The 18,602-nt window shown below is 39.3% G+C and carries 17 protein-coding genes and 1 riboswitch; of the genes, 2 read left to right on the top strand and 15 right to left on the bottom strand.

All coding sequences use genetic code 11. From position 1 onward, the window contains the following. Window positions 1-28: 28 nt before the first annotated feature. The 4 genes from BUC45_RS02060 to deoC all read right to left on the bottom strand — a co-directional run bounded on the left by BUC45_RS02060 (window position 29) and on the right by deoC (window position 4,202). Window positions 29-1,429: an MATE family efflux transporter gene (locus BUC45_RS02060; RefSeq protein ID WP_296969969.1), complete on the bottom strand. Its 1,401-nt coding sequence runs from the start codon at window positions 1,427-1,429 to the stop codon at window positions 29-31. Window positions 1,430-1,689: 260 nt separating this feature from the next. Then, on the bottom strand, window positions 1,690-2,598 hold the full coding sequence (locus tag BUC45_RS02055) for a diaminopimelate dehydrogenase (protein WP_296969967.1): 909 nt from the start codon (window positions 2,596-2,598) through the stop codon (window positions 1,690-1,692). A 100-nt stretch (window positions 2,599-2,698) separates the two neighbouring features. Beyond that, window positions 2,699-2,873, bottom strand: a riboswitch (Lysine riboswitch). Window positions 2,874-2,951: 78 nt separating this feature from the next. Beyond that, window positions 2,952-3,503, bottom strand: a complete 552-nt coding sequence (locus BUC45_RS02050; RefSeq protein WP_296969965.1) for a pyruvate kinase alpha/beta domain-containing protein — start codon at window positions 3,501-3,503, stop codon at window positions 2,952-2,954. 27 nt (window positions 3,504-3,530) lie between these two features. Further along, window positions 3,531-4,202 (bottom strand): deoxyribose-phosphate aldolase, encoded by a 672-nt coding sequence (gene deoC / locus BUC45_RS02045; protein ID WP_296969964.1) that lies wholly within the window; start codon window positions 4,200-4,202, stop codon window positions 3,531-3,533. Between the two features lie 188 nt (window positions 4,203-4,390). Here deoC and BUC45_RS02040 point away from each other — a divergent pair, with 188 nt between their 5' ends. Further along, the gene (locus BUC45_RS02040) at window positions 4,391-4,825 is read left to right on the top strand and encodes a DUF1540 domain-containing protein (protein ID WP_296969962.1); all 435 of its coding nucleotides are present in this window, start codon (window positions 4,391-4,393) and stop codon (window positions 4,823-4,825) included. A 20-nt stretch (window positions 4,826-4,845) separates the two neighbouring features. Here the strand turns inward: BUC45_RS02040 and BUC45_RS02035 are convergent, their stop codons facing one another. The 3 genes from BUC45_RS02035 to BUC45_RS02025 form a co-directional block, all read right to left on the bottom strand. Next, window positions 4,846-5,259: a YbaK/EbsC family protein gene (locus BUC45_RS02035; RefSeq protein WP_366749559.1), complete on the bottom strand. Its 414-nt coding sequence runs from the start codon at window positions 5,257-5,259 to the stop codon at window positions 4,846-4,848. Window positions 5,260-5,491: 232 nt separating this feature from the next. Continuing rightward, window positions 5,492-7,600, bottom strand: coding sequence for a heavy metal translocating P-type ATPase (locus BUC45_RS02030; RefSeq protein ID WP_296969959.1), 2,109 nt, complete (start codon window positions 7,598-7,600; stop codon window positions 5,492-5,494). Window positions 7,601-7,767: 167 nt separating this feature from the next. Beyond that, window positions 7,768-8,961 carry an anaerobic nitric oxide reductase flavorubredoxin gene (locus BUC45_RS02025; protein WP_296969957.1) on the bottom strand — a complete coding sequence of 398 codons (1,194 nt, stop codon included), beginning with the start codon at window positions 8,959-8,961 and terminating at the stop codon, window positions 7,768-7,770. 207 nt (window positions 8,962-9,168) lie between these two features. Here BUC45_RS02025 and BUC45_RS02020 point away from each other — a divergent pair, with 207 nt between their 5' ends. Then, window positions 9,169-10,077: a GerMN domain-containing protein gene (locus BUC45_RS02020; RefSeq protein WP_296969956.1), complete on the top strand. Its 909-nt coding sequence runs from the start codon at window positions 9,169-9,171 to the stop codon at window positions 10,075-10,077. A gap of 111 nt (window positions 10,078-10,188) precedes the next feature. On the opposite strand, the gene BUC45_RS02015 is transcribed toward BUC45_RS02020, so the two are convergent. The 8 genes from BUC45_RS02015 to BUC45_RS01980 form a co-directional block, all read right to left on the bottom strand. Beyond that, window positions 10,189-11,424, bottom strand: coding sequence for a DUF401 family protein (locus BUC45_RS02015; protein ID WP_296969954.1), 1,236 nt, complete (start codon window positions 11,422-11,424; stop codon window positions 10,189-10,191). Window positions 11,425-11,607: 183 nt separating this feature from the next. Next, window positions 11,608-13,302, bottom strand: coding sequence for an ABC transporter ATP-binding protein (locus tag BUC45_RS02010; RefSeq protein ID WP_296969952.1), 1,695 nt, complete (start codon window positions 13,300-13,302; stop codon window positions 11,608-11,610). A 44-nt stretch (window positions 13,303-13,346) separates the two neighbouring features. Beyond that, complete coding sequence (locus tag BUC45_RS02005) at window positions 13,347-14,177, bottom strand: ABC transporter permease (RefSeq protein WP_296969950.1); 831 nt, start codon at window positions 14,175-14,177, stop codon at window positions 13,347-13,349. Window positions 14,178-14,189: 12 nt separating this feature from the next. Next, on the bottom strand, window positions 14,190-15,158 hold the full coding sequence (locus BUC45_RS02000; protein WP_013777458.1) for an ABC transporter permease: 969 nt from the start codon (window positions 15,156-15,158) through the stop codon (window positions 14,190-14,192). After that, on the bottom strand, window positions 15,155-16,744 hold the full coding sequence (locus BUC45_RS01995) for an ABC transporter substrate-binding protein (RefSeq protein ID WP_296969948.1): 1,590 nt from the start codon (window positions 16,742-16,744) through the stop codon (window positions 15,155-15,157). The genes BUC45_RS02000 and BUC45_RS01995 overlap by 4 nt, the downstream gene beginning before the upstream one ends. Window positions 16,745-16,807: 63 nt before the next feature. Then, window positions 16,808-17,338 (bottom strand): FmdE family protein, encoded by a 531-nt coding sequence (locus BUC45_RS01990; protein ID WP_013777456.1) that lies wholly within the window; start codon window positions 17,336-17,338, stop codon window positions 16,808-16,810. Window positions 17,339-17,451: 113 nt separating this feature from the next. Next, window positions 17,452-18,039, bottom strand: a complete 588-nt coding sequence (locus BUC45_RS01985) for a class I SAM-dependent methyltransferase (protein WP_296969947.1) — start codon at window positions 18,037-18,039, stop codon at window positions 17,452-17,454. Continuing rightward, entirely contained in the window at window positions 18,029-18,571 is a 543-nt protein-coding gene (locus BUC45_RS01980; RefSeq protein WP_296969945.1) for an ECF transporter S component, read from the bottom strand. Before BUC45_RS01980 ends, BUC45_RS01985 begins: the two co-directional genes overlap by 11 nt. Window positions 18,572-18,602 lie beyond the last annotated feature (31 nt).

Below are 18,602 nucleotides of genomic sequence, written 5' to 3'. Positions count from 1 at the left end.
GATATACATTTCGCGCATTCGAACTGCTCTATACTTTGAGTCTTTTCCATCTTCCTGAATTATATCTTAAGTAGATAAAAATCGAGCGAAACACTTGATCACACGCCTGTGCTGCCCAAGCACCCGTAAGGCCGAAACCCATCTTAATAAATACTTTCGCTAGCATAACCCGAATACCCCATATTCCTATGACAGTTGCAAAAAGGGGGCCCCGCGTATCACCTGCACCACGCAATGCACCGGCGAGAATAAATTGGGTCGACTGCATAGGCTGCATAATAGCAATTATTTTCAAACAACCTATTGCCAGCAAAATAACTTGAGGATCATTAGTATATATACTTGCAATTTGTCTGCCGAAAAAGAAGAATGTAGATGCTATGGCAACTGCAACATACATCCCCATTCGCCGTGTTTCCAATCCGTATTTTTCAGCCATCTCCGGTCTCCCGGCTCCAAGACTCTGCCCTACCAAAGTGGTAGCTGCCATGCCGAAAGCCTGACTAGGTGAAAAGGACAGGCCAAATACGTTTAAAGCTACCTGATGAGCAGCAAATACTGTTGTGCCAAGACCTGCCACGGTTCTAGCAAACTCTACCTGCCCTAAGCGCAGTACAAACTGTTCTACGCCCGAAGGTATCCCAATTTTTAATATGCGTTTTATTATATCATAATCAAGGAAGATACCCTTCCTTTTCGAAAGACTCAGCAAAGAATCCGGATGATATATCGCTAAAACTGCCATAATCATTGCCACAAAACGTGAAACTGTTGTTGCTATAGCAGCACCGGCGACACCCATTGCCGGAAATCCCAATTTGCCATATATCAAGATATAGTTTAAGCCTACGTTTATAAGGTTCGAGATTAAATTGTATCTCATGGGTGTAACAGTATCTCCTGCGCCCCTTAATGCAGCGGCTATTCCCATACTGGTGGAAATAAATATACCCCCAAGTGAAATAATTTTTAGATATTGGACAGCAAGGGGAAACACATCAGGTTTTGCACCCATGAAATTTATTACATTACCTGCAAAAATATAACCCAATATGCTTACTATTGTGCCCATGATTACCGTTAAAATAAGGGTTTGCTTTACAACACTGCTTGCCGATTCATTATCATCTGTTCCCATAAAGCGAGCTACAAGAGCCGTGCTGCCCACATTTAGAGCTTGAAACACTGCCAAAGCCAACATAGTTGGCTGGTTGGTAATACCTACCGCTGCTAAAGATTCTTTATTTACTCGCCCTACCATAACCATATCTGCCATACCGAATAGAGTTCCCAGCAAAAGCTCAACAAGTGAGGGCATAGCAAGTTGTATTACCCGCTTGCGCAAGTCTTTTTCTTCATCCTCATCGATTATTATTTTGGTTTCCATATTAGCATTTGCTATGCTTTTGTTATCATCATCGTATTTCATCAGTTTATTTACACCCCGTCTAACTTCGTTTCATTATAGCCGATACTCATGGCTCACCCCCTTGATATTCCCGGCTAGATATTCTTATTATATAATAGTTTCATACTATTAATTATATCATTTATATGCAAGTTTAAAATTTGTTTACTTAAATATGTTCTCATAGCTAAGATTAAGATTACTTATAATCTCGCTTGTTCGCAAATCTATTTTATATCAAAAAAAGTGTTGACGATTTCAACACTTTTTTAAGAAATTGCTCATATCAATCGATGTAATAGTTGTTCTTTTTCTCCGCATAGAAAGTCTATAATTGGAATTTCTAGTGTGGTATAGCATCCGGGCTTTTGCCTGAGGCTTGCTCTAGCAGCAGCTGCCATTACCTGACCTGCGGCCGCAGGATTGCATATTGACATTATAAACTCCATTCGCTGATTATGGGTGGTGCCAGATACACCCTTCCTTTCCATATGCACGCCATGACCTTTATCTATAAGATTTTTTACGTCATCTACTTTATAAACATGGGTCTCATCATGGATAAAATAAGGATCATTTTTTACTGTTTCGGAAATTTTTTCAAAATCATACCCTTCCTTAATCTTTACATATACTAAACGCCTATGGAGGCCGGTGCCTTCCGGTATCGTCATAGACAGGGCATCTTCCACACCCTCAATAGCTTTAACTGCTACGGTATGGCCAAGGCTCATACCCGGGCCGAAATTAGTATAGGTCAGCCCTTTTGGGGCAACTACCTCTAATAAACCTCTTACAATAGAATCCGAACCCGGATCCCAGCCTGAAGAAATTACGGATACGACATCATTTGCTTTTGCAATTTGATCCAAGTTTTTCCTTAGACTCATGATGGAATCACCATGAATATCAAAGCTGTCAACAGTATTAATGCCCATTTTTAGATACTGCGGAGCAACCTCAGGAACAGAACGGCTGGGTATACTCAGAATTGCAACATCTATTTTCCCCAGTTCCTTTACATTTGTTACTACCGGAATATCACCCACTGCTTTTTTAGCTGAATCAATTTTCTTTGGATCCCTTAGGACAATTCCTGCCACTTCCATATCTGGGCTTTCCTTAACAGCAGGCACTACTTCTCTTCCTACATTGCCAAAACCTACTACGGCAATTCTGGATTTTGACACATCTATTCCTCCCTCTGTATATTTGGATTAAGAGGTTTTTTGCAGCAAAAAACAACCGGGGTCATTTGCCGGTTGTTTTATTCCTTGGCAAATACCTCTCTCTTGAAGTAGCTCTCCACCGAATTACTTCGGTGACAGTCCTATACCTATTCGATATAGGCCCAGCATGGTCTTTGGGATAAACCACACTTCGGCGATGCTCCCTTTGGGCTTGTTTAATCGGCTTCCCCGCCTCCACAAGCTTACTCTTGATACATCGCGCCTCTACCTCAACTCTTTGCGAGATGAGGTATGTATTTAATTTTATAAAATATATCATAAAATCTTTCTCTTGTCAATTAACTGCTTCCAAATCATTTGCTTGCAGGTTTGCATAAAATCTCTGAAATCCACGTATCAAAAATATTTGATGCATGAGCCGGCCGCAAGATTACTGCTGTATCAGCTCCTCTACTACTACCACCCACAGCTATTATATCTTCTCCGTATGGAATAAGACCGGCATCTAGTGCCATTACAGCTATCTCAACACATACCTTTGTACCCTGGCCCAACATTCTTAAGGTATGTGCTATAATTTCCACAGGGTATGCCCCACCGAACTTGCGGCTGATGCCTCTTTCAACACCTGAAAGCACATGGGTAGTTGTAAGGACTTTAACCCCTGAATCTACAAGTTCCTTCCTGATGTCTTCAGGCATTTCCATTTCACCTGGTGTTTCAAAACCAGCTGCATGTGTTACGCAAACAAGATTTACCCCGAGATTTGCTTCTTGAAAAAGTTTTGCGGTATAGCCTTTGCATGAGGCTACTACCACATGTTTTATATTGCGCTCACTTACAGCTTTTTTAACAATTTCAAGGGTTTTTTCTGTATTTTGTTTGCCAGGTTTCTCAAAGTACATATATGTCAACCTCCAAAATTTCACTTACTATTTATAGTCCTGTATTATAGTTATTCCTGAACTAGTTCCTATTCGCGTTGCCCCTGCTTCAATCATTGCCAGTGCGGTTTTTGCATCTCTTATGCCGCCGGAGGCTTTTACACCCATAGCATCGCCCACTATTTTTTTCATCATCCTCACATCTTCAACGGCAGCACCGCCAGGTCCAAAACCGGTCGAAGTTTTTACAAAGTCAGCTTCAGCAGCTTTAGCTAACTGGCATGCCGATACTTTTTCATTTTCATCAAGATATCCGGTTTCTAAGATTACCTTGACTTTGGCGCCGGAATTAATTGCTTTTACAGCTTTTACAACCTCTGCAATGTCTTCCTGAACTCCATAAAAATCTCCACTTTTTAGCAAACCCAAATTCATAACCATGTCTACTTCCATTGCCCCTGCTTTAATAGCTTCTGTCGCTTCAAATACTTTTGAGGCGGTTGCCATAGCTCCTAAGGGAAATCCAACCGTTACACTAACCTTGACATCCGAACCGTCTAAAATATTTACGGCATGTTTTACATAGCATGAATTAACACATACTGCATAAAATCCGTATTCCTTTGCTTCTAAGCACAATATTTCAATTTCTTCAAATGTGGCAGTGGGTTTTAATAAGGTGTGGTCTATATATTTAGCCAGTTCGTTTTTTGTGAGCATAAAATCACCTAACCTTACATTTATTTTTAAAATATGAAAAACAGTGATATTTATAAAAAATCATTCATCTTATTCAGATTCATTTTACCTTAAATTGGATATTCAATCAACATATTAAAGCAAAAAACATAATAATTTTTCCAAACAAAGTAAATACTATACTAAAATAACTGTTGAGGAGTGTACTTATGCCCAATAATACAAAAATTCCTAATCCTGAAGTCAAGTGTAGCGTAAATGCTTGCACTCACTGGATTCCTGGAAATATTTGCAGTGCTGGTAACATCAACATCTTGAATGAAACAGTAAATACAACATCAAAATCTAAAGAGGAAACAATATGCAGCACTTTTGAAAAGCGACAAAGCTTAGATGGTTTTATTGATTCTGCTGACAATATAAATTGGGTTGAATTCGCCGAAGAATTGGTAGGCATCGGACGCCAATTAAATCCGACCGTAACCTGCATAGTTGATACATGCAAATATCATAATGAAGACGACCTTTGCCAAATCGACAGCATCGAAATTACCTATAAAAAGAATAATGAATACAATAAATCTACCAATTGCACAACATTTGAATATGATGGGAAGCCTACTAAAGATAAAAATTTCAGCTAAGCCATTTGTCAAAAATAGCGCTAATTACTTATGTCTATCCACTTACCTCCAGTCAATTCGGCTAATTTTTGAACAGAAAGTTTCACGGCTGCATTAGCTTCCCCTGCAGCAGGATATACTATATCATAATCTTTTAATGATATGTCCAGATAAACATTTATTGGGTTTTTTAAGCCAAAAGGACATACACCTCCCACCGGATGACCGGTTATTTCCATAACTTCATCCGGGTTAGGCATCTTAGCCTTGCAAAAAAAGGTGTCCTTAAATTTTCGGTTATCTATTTTCTTATCTCCGGCCATTAGCACCATTATATAGTCTTCTTTCACTTTAAAAAGAAGCGATTTAGCTATTTCACCCGGTGTAACACCAAGTGATTGACTGGCTTTGTCCACTGTGCTAGTATCTTCAAAAAATTTAATGCTTACATCCATGTTTTTTGTTTTAAAATATTCTCTTACGGATTCTACAGACAACTAAAGTCACCTCTTGGTTTTATTTTAAGAATCTTTAGGAGTTGTACTTTATACCAATTATATTCGGAAATTTCAAAGGATGCAACTGCAAATGCCATCAATGCCTATTAGAGCGGTCTTCGACCGCCCGCTATTAAAAAATTGCGATAAGGGCAGAAGGATGTACCCTTATCGCAATTTTTTAGCTTTATTATGCTTTTCGTAACAGAGTCCTTGTAGAATTTAATATGGCAAGAAGAGCTACGCCTACATCAGCAAAGACTGCTTCCCACATGCTGGCTACTCCTGCTGCTCCAAGAGTCAGAAAAATACCCTTTACGCCCAATGCAAATACTATGTTTTGTACAATGATATTCTTAGTATATCTTGCTATCCTTATCGCTTCAGCAATTTTTGACGGCATATCTTCCATAATAACCACATCAGCAGCTTCAATAGCAGCATCAGAGCCTAACCCTCCCATAGCAATGCCTACATCGGCACATGCGATAACCGGAGCGTCATTTATACCATCGCCTACGAAAGCTACCTTATACCTGGTTCTATCATCGCCTTTAAGTTCTTCCAACTTTTCAACTTTTTCCTGAGGCAACAGTTCTGCATAATATTCATCAAGTTTGATTACTTCAGATACATATTTAGCCGTTTCTTTTGTATCGCCTGTGAGCATTACGACTCGTTTTACTCCTAAATTTCTGAGTTCTTTGACGGCTTTAGCCGAATCTAAACGAATCTCGTCTGAGATAGTTATTCTTCCTGCGTAGATACCGTTAACTGCTATATGGACTAAAGTGCCGACTAAACCATCCTTATTAATCTTTATGTCTATGCCTCTGCTCTTTAGCAGCTTTTCATTGCCTGCCAATACCTGTTTTCCTTCGACTTTTGCCATTATACCGTGTCCTGCTATCTCTTCGTAATCAGTCACCAGTGACTTTTCGATAGTATCTCCATAAGCTTCTATAATTGATTTTGCTATAGGGTGATTTGAGTAAGTCTCAGCATATGCAGCCATGCGTAAAACCTCCTGTGCCGCAAAACCGTTTGCAGGTCTTACATCATTAACTTTAAAAACGCCTTTTGTAAGAGTGCCTGTTTTGTCAAATACAACAATATCCAAATTTGCAAGGGTTTCTATAAAATTAGCGCCTTTAATAAGGATTCCCCTACGAGATGCTCCGCCAATTCCGCCGAAGTATCCCAATGGGATTGATACTACCAGAGCACATGGACATGATATGACTAACATGGTCAAAGCCCTATACAACCAATTGCTAAAACTTTGCCCGGGAACTATCAGCGGAGGCAGTAATGCTATAATTACCGCTGCCGTTACTACCGCAGGCGTATAATATCTGGCGAATTTTGTAATAAACTGTTCTGTCTTTGCCTTACGTGAAGATGCGTTTTGAATCAGGTTTAGTATCTTTGAAACAGAGGACTCACTAAAGGTCTTTTCAACTTTTACTTTTAACAATCCCTGAATATTAACCATACCCGCCATTACTTTTTCTCCTGGATTTATCCGGTATGGAACCGATTCGCCGGTTAATGCCGATGCATCCAAATAGGAGGTACCTTCCAACACTTCTCCGTCCAAAGGTATCTTTTCCCCGGGTCGCACTACTATAGTTTCACCAATATTTACTGTTTCCGGGGCAACTTGACTTATTTCATCATTTATCAAAAAATTTGCATAATCCGGTCGAATGTCCATTAGGTCAGCAATAGAACGACGTGATCTTTGCACCGCCAATGCCTGAAAATATTCACCTATAGAATAAAACAGCATAACACCTACAGCTTCAGGCAGCTGGTGCAGAATAAAAGCCCCTAATGTAGCCACAGTCATGAGGAAGTTCTCATCAAAGACTTGTCCTCGAACAATATTGCGAAATGCAGTTTGAACTACATCCCTTCCCGCCAAAATATATGCCGCTAAAAATGGCAAATATTCTAATATCTCATATTGCCCGTGAAGTTTAGGAGAAAGAAATATCCCCAATCCTAAAAAAACTGCTGATAAAATTATATTCAAAAGTTTTGTTTTCAACTGAAGCTTACTATCTCCATGAGTACTATCGTTTTTATCCGTAACTGAATTTTCAGGAACAAGCCTTACATCAGGTTCTATTTTTTCAAGCACCTTTACTACTTCGCCTTCAAGCTCCTGCTCTATATCAATAGTTCGAGTAGAAAAGTTCACCGTAACATCCGCTAAACCTTCAACCTTCTTTAATTCTCTTTCGATTTTAGCTGCGCAATTAGGACAATCAAGACCTTCCAGTTCATATATCATTGTTTGGAAGCCTCCTTCCATCGTTTTTACATTTGAGCAACTGTTCAAATGTTCCTGTATCATTATTTTATCATGTAGACTGCGAAAAAACAATATGTTTTTTTAAAAATCATTAAAAAAATATGAGACGGTTTTTAATTAATTACCGTCTCATATAGTTCAGTCGTTCAGGCCTTTAGTATTTCGCCAATCCGTTTCCCAAATTCTTCACATTTTTGTTTACTGTCTTCATCAGGATTCCAAAGTGTTTTAATGCCTTGATCGATTATTTCAAAACCAGCCTTTTCAAGTTCTTCTGTAATTATTTTGACCGATTCGCCACTCCAACCGTAGGTTCCAAAGGCTGCTGCCTTTTTATTTTTAAAGCCAAGCCCTCGCAGTGCCCCCAGCAAACCTGCTATCGAATGAAGTACGACACGATTTACAGTTGGAGAACCTACCAGGATGGCTTTAGATTTAAAAGCTTCAGTAATAATATCATTCGTATCCGAACGAGCACTGTTAAATAACTTTATCGTGATATCTTCATTAACTTCTTTTATTCCGCAAGCTATGGCTTCGGCCATTCTTCTAGTGCCGTTCCACATAGTATCGTATATAATCGTTATTTGATTTTCTTGATAGTCATCAGCCCATTCTTGATATTTTTCAACAATTTGTATCGGGTCTTCTCGCCAAATAACGCCATGACTTGGACATATTATATCAATTGGCAGATTCAGGCTCAAAACCTCGTTTATTTTTTTGCCCACCAGTTTACTAAATGGTGCCAATATATTTGCATAGTATTTAATGGCTTCTTGATACAGTTCAGCCTGGTTTACAAGGTCATTATACATGCGCTCTGACGCATAGTGCTGACCAAAAGCATCATTGCTAAACAGGATATTGTCCCCAGTAAGATATGAGAACATAGTGTCTGGCCAGTGAAGCATCGGAGCTTCTATAAAAATTATTTCTTTTTTGCCGAGATTCAACTTATCTCCGGTTCTTACAGGCACAAAATTCCAATCTTGATGGTACTGGCCTTTTAATGATTTAATTCCGTTTTGAGTACAATATATCGGCGTATCAGGAATTTCCTTCATAAGAGCCGGCAATGCACCACTGTGATCGATTTCTCCGTGATTTGCGATAATATAGTCTATTTTGCTTAAATCAATCTCTTTTTTCAGGTTATTTATAAACTCATCGGCAAAAGGCTCCCAAACCGTATCGATAAGTGCTACCTTTTCATCTTGAACAAGGTAAGAGTTATAGCTTGAACCGCGGTGTGTTGACAAATCCTCACCATGAAAGGTCCTAAGTTCCCAATCTATCTTGCCTACCCAGGTTACATTGCTATTAATTTTAAAACCCATTTTACCCTCCATTCCGCCGCATGGCATGCCATTACGGCACAAATAATTGTTTTATATGCATTTACTTATATTTAACAATTTTTTATGACACTTGTCAATCAATGCCGTTTATGCTTTATATCAAGTTATGTTTTCCTTATCTGATATTATTTGATATAATAATATTAGATATATATCCAATAAAAAGGATTAGAGGTGGCAAAATAAATGAAAAAAATTCTAATAGCATTTGTCGTTCTAAGTCTTTTAGTATCAGTTTCCGCCTGCTCAATCAACAATAAGACATTGGCAATCACCTTGTATTATACGAATGAAGATAATAGTCAAATCCTAACTGAAACAAGAAAAATCAAAGCTGCTCAAGGTCAATCAATACCAAGGTTGGCATTGGAAGAGTTGTTAAAAGGACCTCAAACCAAAGGTTTAAAATCAACAATACCGGAAGGGACAAAGCTTTTAAATGTAGAAGTCAAGGATAAGATTGCGACAGTAAATTTATCTAAAGACTTCGCAAATTTTCCAGGAATGATGGCAGAAAGTTTGGCTGTAATTTCTGTGGTAAACACAGTTACCGACCTTGAAGGCATAGAAAAAGCTCATATATTAATAGATGGTAAAGAATTTACCGCACCTAGTGGCAATCCTTACGGACCTTTAGAAAGCTACGATATTAAGCAAATCAACCAGGATATCAGTAATAAAAAGGAAACCATTACTCTCTACTTCCCGGATGAGCAGGGTATGTATGTAGTACCCGAACAAAGAGAAGTCGTTAAAAGTGAACCTCTTGAAGTAATTGTGATAAAGGAACTGATGCGGGGACCTGAAACGCCCGGGTTGGCATCACCGGCTATACCAAAAGAAGCCAAGCTTTTATCGGTACAAGTAAAGGATGAAATCGCCTATGTGAATTTCTCCAAAGAGCTTATTGAAAAGCACATTGGTGGTTCTACAGGTGAAATGATGACTATAATTCCTATAGTAAATTCCCTTACAGAACTTCCCGGAATAAAAAAAGTTCAGTTTCTGGTAGAAGGTAATAAGGAACAGACTTTAGCAGGTCATGTTATCTTCGATGAACCTTTTGAAAGATATGAAGAATGGATAAAAAGATGAGAAACTAAGTGCGACAGCTAAGGCAACACTCTGTCGCATTTAGTTTTCTGCCTGTTCTTGTTACATATTATTACCTTATGTGATTTATATGTGATTTATATTTGTCTGTAGTTATTTCAGCCACATTCCCAATATGAAATAACTTGCTATCAAAGTAGCGGTAAGGCACAGAAAAAATTTATAATAATCCTTGTATAAATCTTGTATTGATACCTTCATATACTCGCAGGTAAAAAGTTGACAAAGGTGTAGTGGCGAGAAGAAATAACCTACAAAACCCCAAGCAAAGGTCATATGGCAGTATAGCAGAAGGCGGTTTTCCGATATAGGCAAACTCATCAGAATAGGAAGCACAACCCCCAAGGATGTGGCTTGAAAACCAGTTGTAAGGCCTAGAAAAAATGCAGTTCCAATAATCCCCGGCAAAATCGTCTTAGGGTTATTGAAAATAGAAGTAAAAAAGGACATTAGCGACTCCATTTGGCCAATAATTCCCTGAATAAGATATACGCCCATAAGCGAATATATTACATTAATATTAACAGCCCGGACCGCATCGGAAAGAAAACTTTTTTCCGGATTAATCCAATATACAATAACAAGATTTGCAAGCATTCCGATGTAAAATGGTATGCCGAATATGAGATTTAACAGAACACTGGTATACACCGGTGCAGTGTATTTTAGTAGGTTTAAAAGATTTGACAATACATCGATCATGGCAGACCCTGTTTCGGTTTTTACTTGACGCACATACAAAAAGTATCCGGATAAAACATAGAAAACAATAAATATAGAATTTAATCCTATTAGTTTATAAACAGAAATTCGGGGAGCAAGGGAAGCTACCAGTAGAAAGCCTGTGGTATACGGCATGATATGCATGGCAATATGGCGGAAAATTAGATTTATGATTGCTCGGTAGGTTTTTGATAAACCGGATTCTTCCCCCAGCTGATCTATAAAAGGTGCTGAAATAATGGCGCCTCCCGGCACCGATAAAAATCCCACCAGTGCAGGAATAAACATAAGTGTCACACGATTGCTCCGCACAAGTTTTGTTAAATACTCAATAACCTTATCAATTATGTTATACTGTCTGAGCAGAGCTCCCAGGACACTTATCTCTATAATGACAATAAATTGTTGTAGTTTGTTAAAGTTTGCAAAAGTGCTGATGATAACAGTGAATAATCCCGATATTCCCAAGCCACCCAAAAGAGCCATAAGCACAGCAGATATGCAGATGGCAATACCGATAGGCACTCTTTTCTTGCTCAGTATTGGAATAATAAGAAAGGCAGTGATTACCGCCGCAAATTCCCCCATGATTTCAACCTCTTTCATATATGAGCTGAGGAGGTCTCTGTACGTAAGGCTCTGACTAGCAAATGCTCCATATGCAAATGCTCCATATCAAGATAATATTTTATTTATTACTTAAAGTATAATGTTCAACAAAATATTTATTTTTCCTGCTTAAATTGTATTTGTAATGTAAACTTTTCCCCTCCATGAAAAACCATGCGCCTATGCCAATCCCGCTTTGCTCATTAACTTCCTGGTATACTCACTTTCAGGATTATCAAATACTTTCCATGCCGGACCTGTTTCCACTATTTCACCCTTATGCATTATGTACAGTTTGTCGGCAATTTTTCTTGCAATATCTAGATCATGGGTAATATAAATCATAGCAAATCCTAATGTGTTTTGAAGGCCCTTTAAAAGCCGTAAAATATTGGCTTGTGTGGAGGGATCCAGCATAGAGCTAATTTCATCGGCAATGAGGAGTCTTGGTTCAAGGACAAGGCTACGGGCGATAGCAACCCGCTGCCGTTGCCCACCGCTTAATGTAAAACATCGCCTGTTTAAAAAAGTATCATCACTGGCCAGCTCTACATCGATAAGAGCTTGCTTTACTCTAGCTATTCGTTCGTCTGTATTATAGAGTTTTAATATGTCCAGAGGCTCTTTTACAGCTTGCATTACTGTAAATTGGTCGTTTATTGATGAAAATGGGTCTTGAAACACCATTTGGATGCCTTTTGGCTTGCTGGTAAATTCATGCTGTTTTATTGTTTGACCCAAGAATTCAATATTCCCGCTTTCAGGTTCCAAATAACCCGAGAGAATACTTGCCAGGGTAGTTTTACCTGATCCGGATTGCCCTATCAATGCTATAATCTCGCCTGCACGAATACTCATATGACAGTCTTTACATGCACAAATCTTATTACCTTTAAAAGAGTAGGTTTTATTTATTCCCCAGGCTTCTAAAAGTGTTATAATTCCACCTTGATTACAGGCAACTTTACGCTCAAGTGATGCATATTTCAGTTTGGGTTTTTGATTTTTGCATATCTGTGACCTTTGACTGCACCGAGGAAAGAAAGAGCAGCCCTCATCGGTTGTCGCCTCACCTGCCCGGGGAATTCCCCATAAATCCTGATATGGATTTAAAGAAGGCGATGAATTTATAAGCCCCCGGGTATAGGGATGCAATGGGTTTTCAAGTATATCTCTTGTCAATCCTTCTTCAAGGATACAGCCCCGGTACATCACACACATCTTACTGGCAAGTCGCGTAATTACGGAAAAATCATGGGATATTACAATCATAGCAAACCGCTTTTGGTGTTGGAGGCGAGATAAGAGCTCAATGATTTCGGCTTTAGATATGGCATCCAAAGAAGAGGTCGGCTCATCAACTATAAGCACTTTAGGATCACATGCCAAGGCCATGGCAATAAGCACCCTCTGCCGCATACCTCCCGACAGCTGATGAGGTAAGTTATCTGCAACCGAGGCGTCCAACCCTACTTGTTCAAGAAGTTCTTTTACTCGAGAATCCGCGTCATGATTTTTTATTTTCAGATGACGGATAATACACTCTTTTATCTGCTCATTTACGGTCATAAGTGGGTTTAATATGTCAAGACCGTTTTGAAATACCATGGCAATATGTTTCCATCGGTACATATCCAGCTGCCTTGCGGAAAGCTCTCTTAGATTGATTTTATTATATTCTATTGTCCCTGTAACCTTTGCGGTCGAGCTGAGTATACCCATTATAGCTAAGCCCAGTGTGGTTTTACCGCTTCCTGATTCTCCGATGATTCCCATGGATTGCCCCTGCTCTAGTGAAAAAGATACTTCCCTTACAGCATGGGTTTTTTGACCGTCCCCGCTATAGGTTACTGATAGATTTTCAACTTTTAACATGGCAATACCCCTATTTAAAAAAATCCGGTTTTGGTTTCTAAAATCTAATCAATTTTAGCATCTAATATTTTTTCAAACTCCCTGCCTATAATGGCCGTAGCCAGCACAAGCAATATGATACAACACAGTGGATATACAACCCACCATTTCCAGTAATCAGTAAAGTATATGCCGGGAAAATTCAATGCATAATTTAATATAAGCCCCCAGCTTTTGCTTGTAGGGTCCCCTAGGCCTAAAAATGAAAGACTTGCCTCGGATACTATGGCCTTGCTTATAAGTTTAATAAAACTTGCAAGTGAAATTGGAAAAATCTGTGGCAGAAAATGTTTGTAAGTTATGTATAAAAATCCTGCTCCATACCCCTCGGCTACTTTTATGTAAGTTTCCTGTTTTACTGAAATAATCTTTGAGCGTATAATCCGTGCGGGCATAGCCCAAGATAAAATAGATAATATTAATATAATGTTTTTTATGCTTGGTCCGAAAAAAGCCCCTGTCACAATCATTATAGGCAAACTGGGTATTGATGTAAGCATATCTATTAAGGCTGTGATTACAAGGTCAATTATACCTCCATAGTACCCGGATACAACGCCTAGTACTATACCCAGAAAACATGTAATTATTGCTGTGCCAATCCCCACTACAATGCTGTTTCGCGTTCCGTAGCATATTTGAGCCCACAAATCTATACCCAAATCATCAGTGCCTAATATATGGGCTTTGTTCGGAGGTTCTAAAGAGGCACCCGTTGGCTGATTCCACGGGTGTTTCGTAAGCATCGGGGCAAATATGGCGATAAAACATACTAAGACTATGAAAGACAAGGAAAATTTACCTGCTATGGAAAATTGTTTCACAATTTTAGGCATTTTTTATCACCATCAAGTTATTCTCGGGTCAAGCTTTTTATATAAAATATCAACTACAGCATTCATGATAACTACAAAAAACGTTACGGTCAAAAAAATCCCCTGAATCAAAGGGTAATCCCTTACCATTACGGCTTGTCGCATTAATGAACCGAGGCCCGGATACTTAAATACATTTTCTACCAATAGAGTCCCTCCCACTGCTTGCCCCAAACTGTAAAAAGCTTGAGTTACAATAGGCAAGGCAGCATTGGATAAGGCGTGGCGAAAGAGTATGCGCCCTGTGCTAAGTCCCTTAGCTTTAGCTGTGATTATATAATCTTTGGACATTACCGTAATCATACTGTTTCTGGCTATAAGATAAAATCCGCCCATCTGAACCGCAGAGAGTGTCAGAGTAGGTAAAAAACCGTGATACACTATGTCTAAAACCGCATCAGCCCAAGAGGCATAGTCTGCAAAGGGTTTTGCGCCACCTGAAAGAGGAAAAATTCCCTGCCGAGCCGCCAAATAAAACAGGAAAAATATGCCTATTAAAAATGCGGGGATTTCAGAAATTACGACCATTATACCGTAGAGGACCTTATCTGAGCCTTTCCCCCTTTGCCATGCCGACAAACAGCCCAACAGCGTGCCGGCACCGCCTCCTATTATTACTGACAGCAATACCAGGGAAACAGACCAAGGGATTCGGTTTTTAATAATTGTCCTTACATCACTGCCAAAATATATGCTATATCCCAAATCCCCTTTGATAATACCCTTCAGATAGCTACCGTATTGGGCAAGCACAGGCTTATCCAGACCGTAATATGCTTTAAATCGATCAATTTCTTCTTGAGAATAAGTCACAGTTACTTCTCCCTGTTCGCTTGATAAAAAATAGAAGGGGTCCCCCGGCATAATTCGGGGCAAGAAGAAGTTCAATGTGATTATACAGAAAAATGTTACAAGATATTTCAGGGCTTTTTGATATCTCATTTTTTATCTTGTTCCAAATATGATAATTTGTTGTGAGTTACCGCATGATGGTCAAAAACATGAACCCATCCGTCGTACTTTTCCGGTTTAAAGACCGTATAATCAATTGTATTGTAAAGGGGCAGCATTGGTATCTCATCTGATATAAGTTTTTGAAGCTCCATTATCATAGATTTTCTTTTTTGTTCATCCAGTTCTATAAGCTGCTTTTTGCAAAGTTGGCTTATCTTAGGATTGCTGTAACCGCAAATTACATTGGATGCGGGACCGGCATCACGAGCTACAGTTGCCGCATAAGCTTCCCTGAGGCAATCGGCATCGCGTCCCCAGCCACCATGTCCAATTATGGCAAGTTCATAATCACAGTTTTTAACACAGTTGTCACGGGTCTTCATGTCCACTGCGCGAACATCAATATTGATTCCGGCTTTTGCGAAGTTGATTTTAAGAAGTTCTGCAATCCTGGCTTCTTGTTGACTGTCCGATATTAGTAGTACTAGGTTTAATAATTTATTGTTTAAAAGTTCCTTAGCTTTTTCTATATCAAAATCATATCGCGTAACATCGGGATTATACCATATGTGATCAATTGGCAAATATCCGGAGCTTGCCGAAACCGCCGCACCTCGTGCTACTTTTTCGATAAGTTCATCAACATCTACGGCATGGGCAATAGCTTTTCTTACGTTTATATCCGCCAATTCCGGTTTTTTCTCCATATTAAACAAAAGTTTATAACCCCAGAAGGCCGGACTTTTAAGGATTTTAAATTCTTTATTGTTTTCATACCGATCAATTATATCCGGCGGAACATCCAAAAGATCTATTTCTCCGTTTTCGAAAGCCAGCACCGGATCGCTTACCGGGATAAATTCAATTACATCTACCCGAGGCTTCCGTCCCCAGTAATCTTTAAATGCTTGGAATCGATACTTGCCCTGCTCCTGACTATAATCCGTAAGTATGTACGGGCCGCATCCTACTAATTTATCCAAATCCATTACTTTTTTGGGGTCATCTATGTCCTTCCAGATGTGCTCCGGAATTATCCTGACAATCCCCAATCTATCCAATACTGTAGCGTTAGGCTCTTTTACCACTATTTTTACTTGGCTTTCATCAATAACCTCTATTTTTTCAATAAATGGTTTTCCGTCAATAAACAAACTATCGGAAACCGGAGGATGTTTCATAAAATACTCGAAAGAAAACTTTACATCTTGGACGGTAAGCATCTTCCCATCATGCCATTTGACTTTAGAGTTTAAAACAAAGGTATACTCCCTACCGTCCGGGGATATAGTCCATTCCCTTGCCAGCCATGGAATAAGACCTTCTTCTCCTTTCTCCAGAAGGCTGTCATAGATAAGACGCATTTTTGATGCACCCGGTCCCCGAGAATAGTGAGCAAATGGAGAAGGAAACCCCCAATCCCCGCCTTCCAGACATATTACCAATGGCGCACTTTGTTCGCCGGTGCCGCCTAAACTTTTTTCTGTGGTTTTTGTGCCGCAGCCGGCCATGCCAAAAATTACAATCGTAAGCACGCATGCAGCAAACAGTTTACTTATTTTTGATTTTTTCATATTAAATCTCCTGCTCAAATGTTTTGTTTTTTCATCAAGGTTATCTAAATCCACTTTCAAGGCTTACCAACCTCTCGAATAATCCTCAAAACAATCTAGGCACACAGGCTTATTATCCGTTATGCGTATTTTGTGTTCCGGAGCTCCTTCACCGCATTTTACACATTTTATTGTATTAAATATGCGAGCCTTCTTTGGCAAATCAAAACTGGGATTCTTAAATTCAAATAGTTCTTCAACAGGGCTTTCCATGATAACTTTCTTACGCTCATCCTTTGACAGTTTATCATTATCATCCCTGGGTTTTAATATGATACGCAATTTTTGCCCTGTATCCCGGCGAAAGAAGGTAAATGCCTGTTTGCCGGTACCGCGGTATATTAGATTCCCTTTGCCTAATGTACATCCTGTAATAACCTGAACTGCATCAACTCCGCACGCATCATTTTCTGTCACACAAACTATTTCTTCATCTTTAGAAAAACTAATACCAAGTTTTTTCCTTGCCGCCTCACATGCCTTAAATCCGATAGCAAGGCCCGGACATTCGTGGCCGTGAAATTCTACACATTTTTGCCAAAGCTGTTCATCCATAAAAAATCTCTCCTTAAATGATTTGGTATAAATGATATCGATATGAGCACAGCTCACCAATCTCAAGACTGCTCATTACAGTTTCATTATTACAGTCTTTGCGACTTAATTATTTATTTTTTACCGATAACTATAAACATCTCATCATTATCTTCGGCAAATACAGGTTTAAGCCCTGTCTCTTTCATAAATCCTTTTATAACATCTGCTTCAGGAAGGTCATCGCTATTTACCGCATCAGAACTTTCTGCGTGAAGCTCGTTTATAGCTCTCCTGCTCTGAGAGTGAGCTATTACAAGCCTGCCGCCGGACTTTAGAAGGCCTGCCATATGAGATATCACTGTCGGTTTGTCTTGAAAGTGAGGAAAAACCGAGTAGCACATTATAACGTCAAAATGGGTTTTGGGGAGAGCTGCATCATAAATATCTCCCAGAACAAAACGAACATTGTTAAAAGGATATTTTTGTCTTGCAACTTCAAGCATCTTTTCTGCAAGGTCGATGGCTATAATTTCTCCCTCATCGCCTATCATTTCATATATATATGGGATCATCACGCCGGTTCCTGTGCCAACATCCAAAACGCAATCTCCCTGTGATATTCCTGCCATCTTAGTTATATATCTAAGTTTTGCTTCATCATGATGGCACATTTCGTCCCATTTATCCGCCACTTCATTAAAGAAGTCCTTATGGTTCAAGGGTATCCCTCCCGGTTGCCCTCATTTGATATTTTTTAAGCAGCAAAACTACTGCCGGAATAAATATCAGTTGAATTGCTATTCCGGGCAAGCCATTTGTAATACTTGCAGCAATAAAAGCTACGGGCGTGGGAAATTTGGCGCCGAAAAAGGCTGTAAGCACCCATACGGCAATGCCTGATACAATGCGTCCGAGAACCATACTGCCGACTAAGGATACATAAACATTCTGACGCAGTTTTCTATACATAAAACTTGTCATATAACCATATGCTGCAAGTTCAAAAACCATATAGGGCATTACCGGAAAAGCCGGAGGCATGCCGGTAAAAACAGAACTTAAAATTGGAGTCAACGCTCCTACCGCTCCCGCAACAGGCGCATCCAAGAAAAATCCCGAAAGTAAAACCGGTATGTGCATTGGCAAAAAGGTTGAACCAAGCCCTAGCACGTGAAACATCATCGGTAGCACAATCCCAAATGCAGTAAACACACCAGCAAGCGCTATCTGGTATAGATTATCATTTCTCAAGTTCAAACACTCCAATCTGATTTATTATTTA

The sequence above is a fragment of the Tepidanaerobacter sp. EBM-38 genome, from assembly GCA_001896545.1.
In the GTDB taxonomy this organism is placed as follows: domain Bacteria; phylum Bacillota; class Thermosediminibacteria; order Thermosediminibacterales; family Tepidanaerobacteraceae; genus Tepidanaerobacter.
This window is presented reverse-complemented; position numbering and strand designations above follow the sequence as displayed.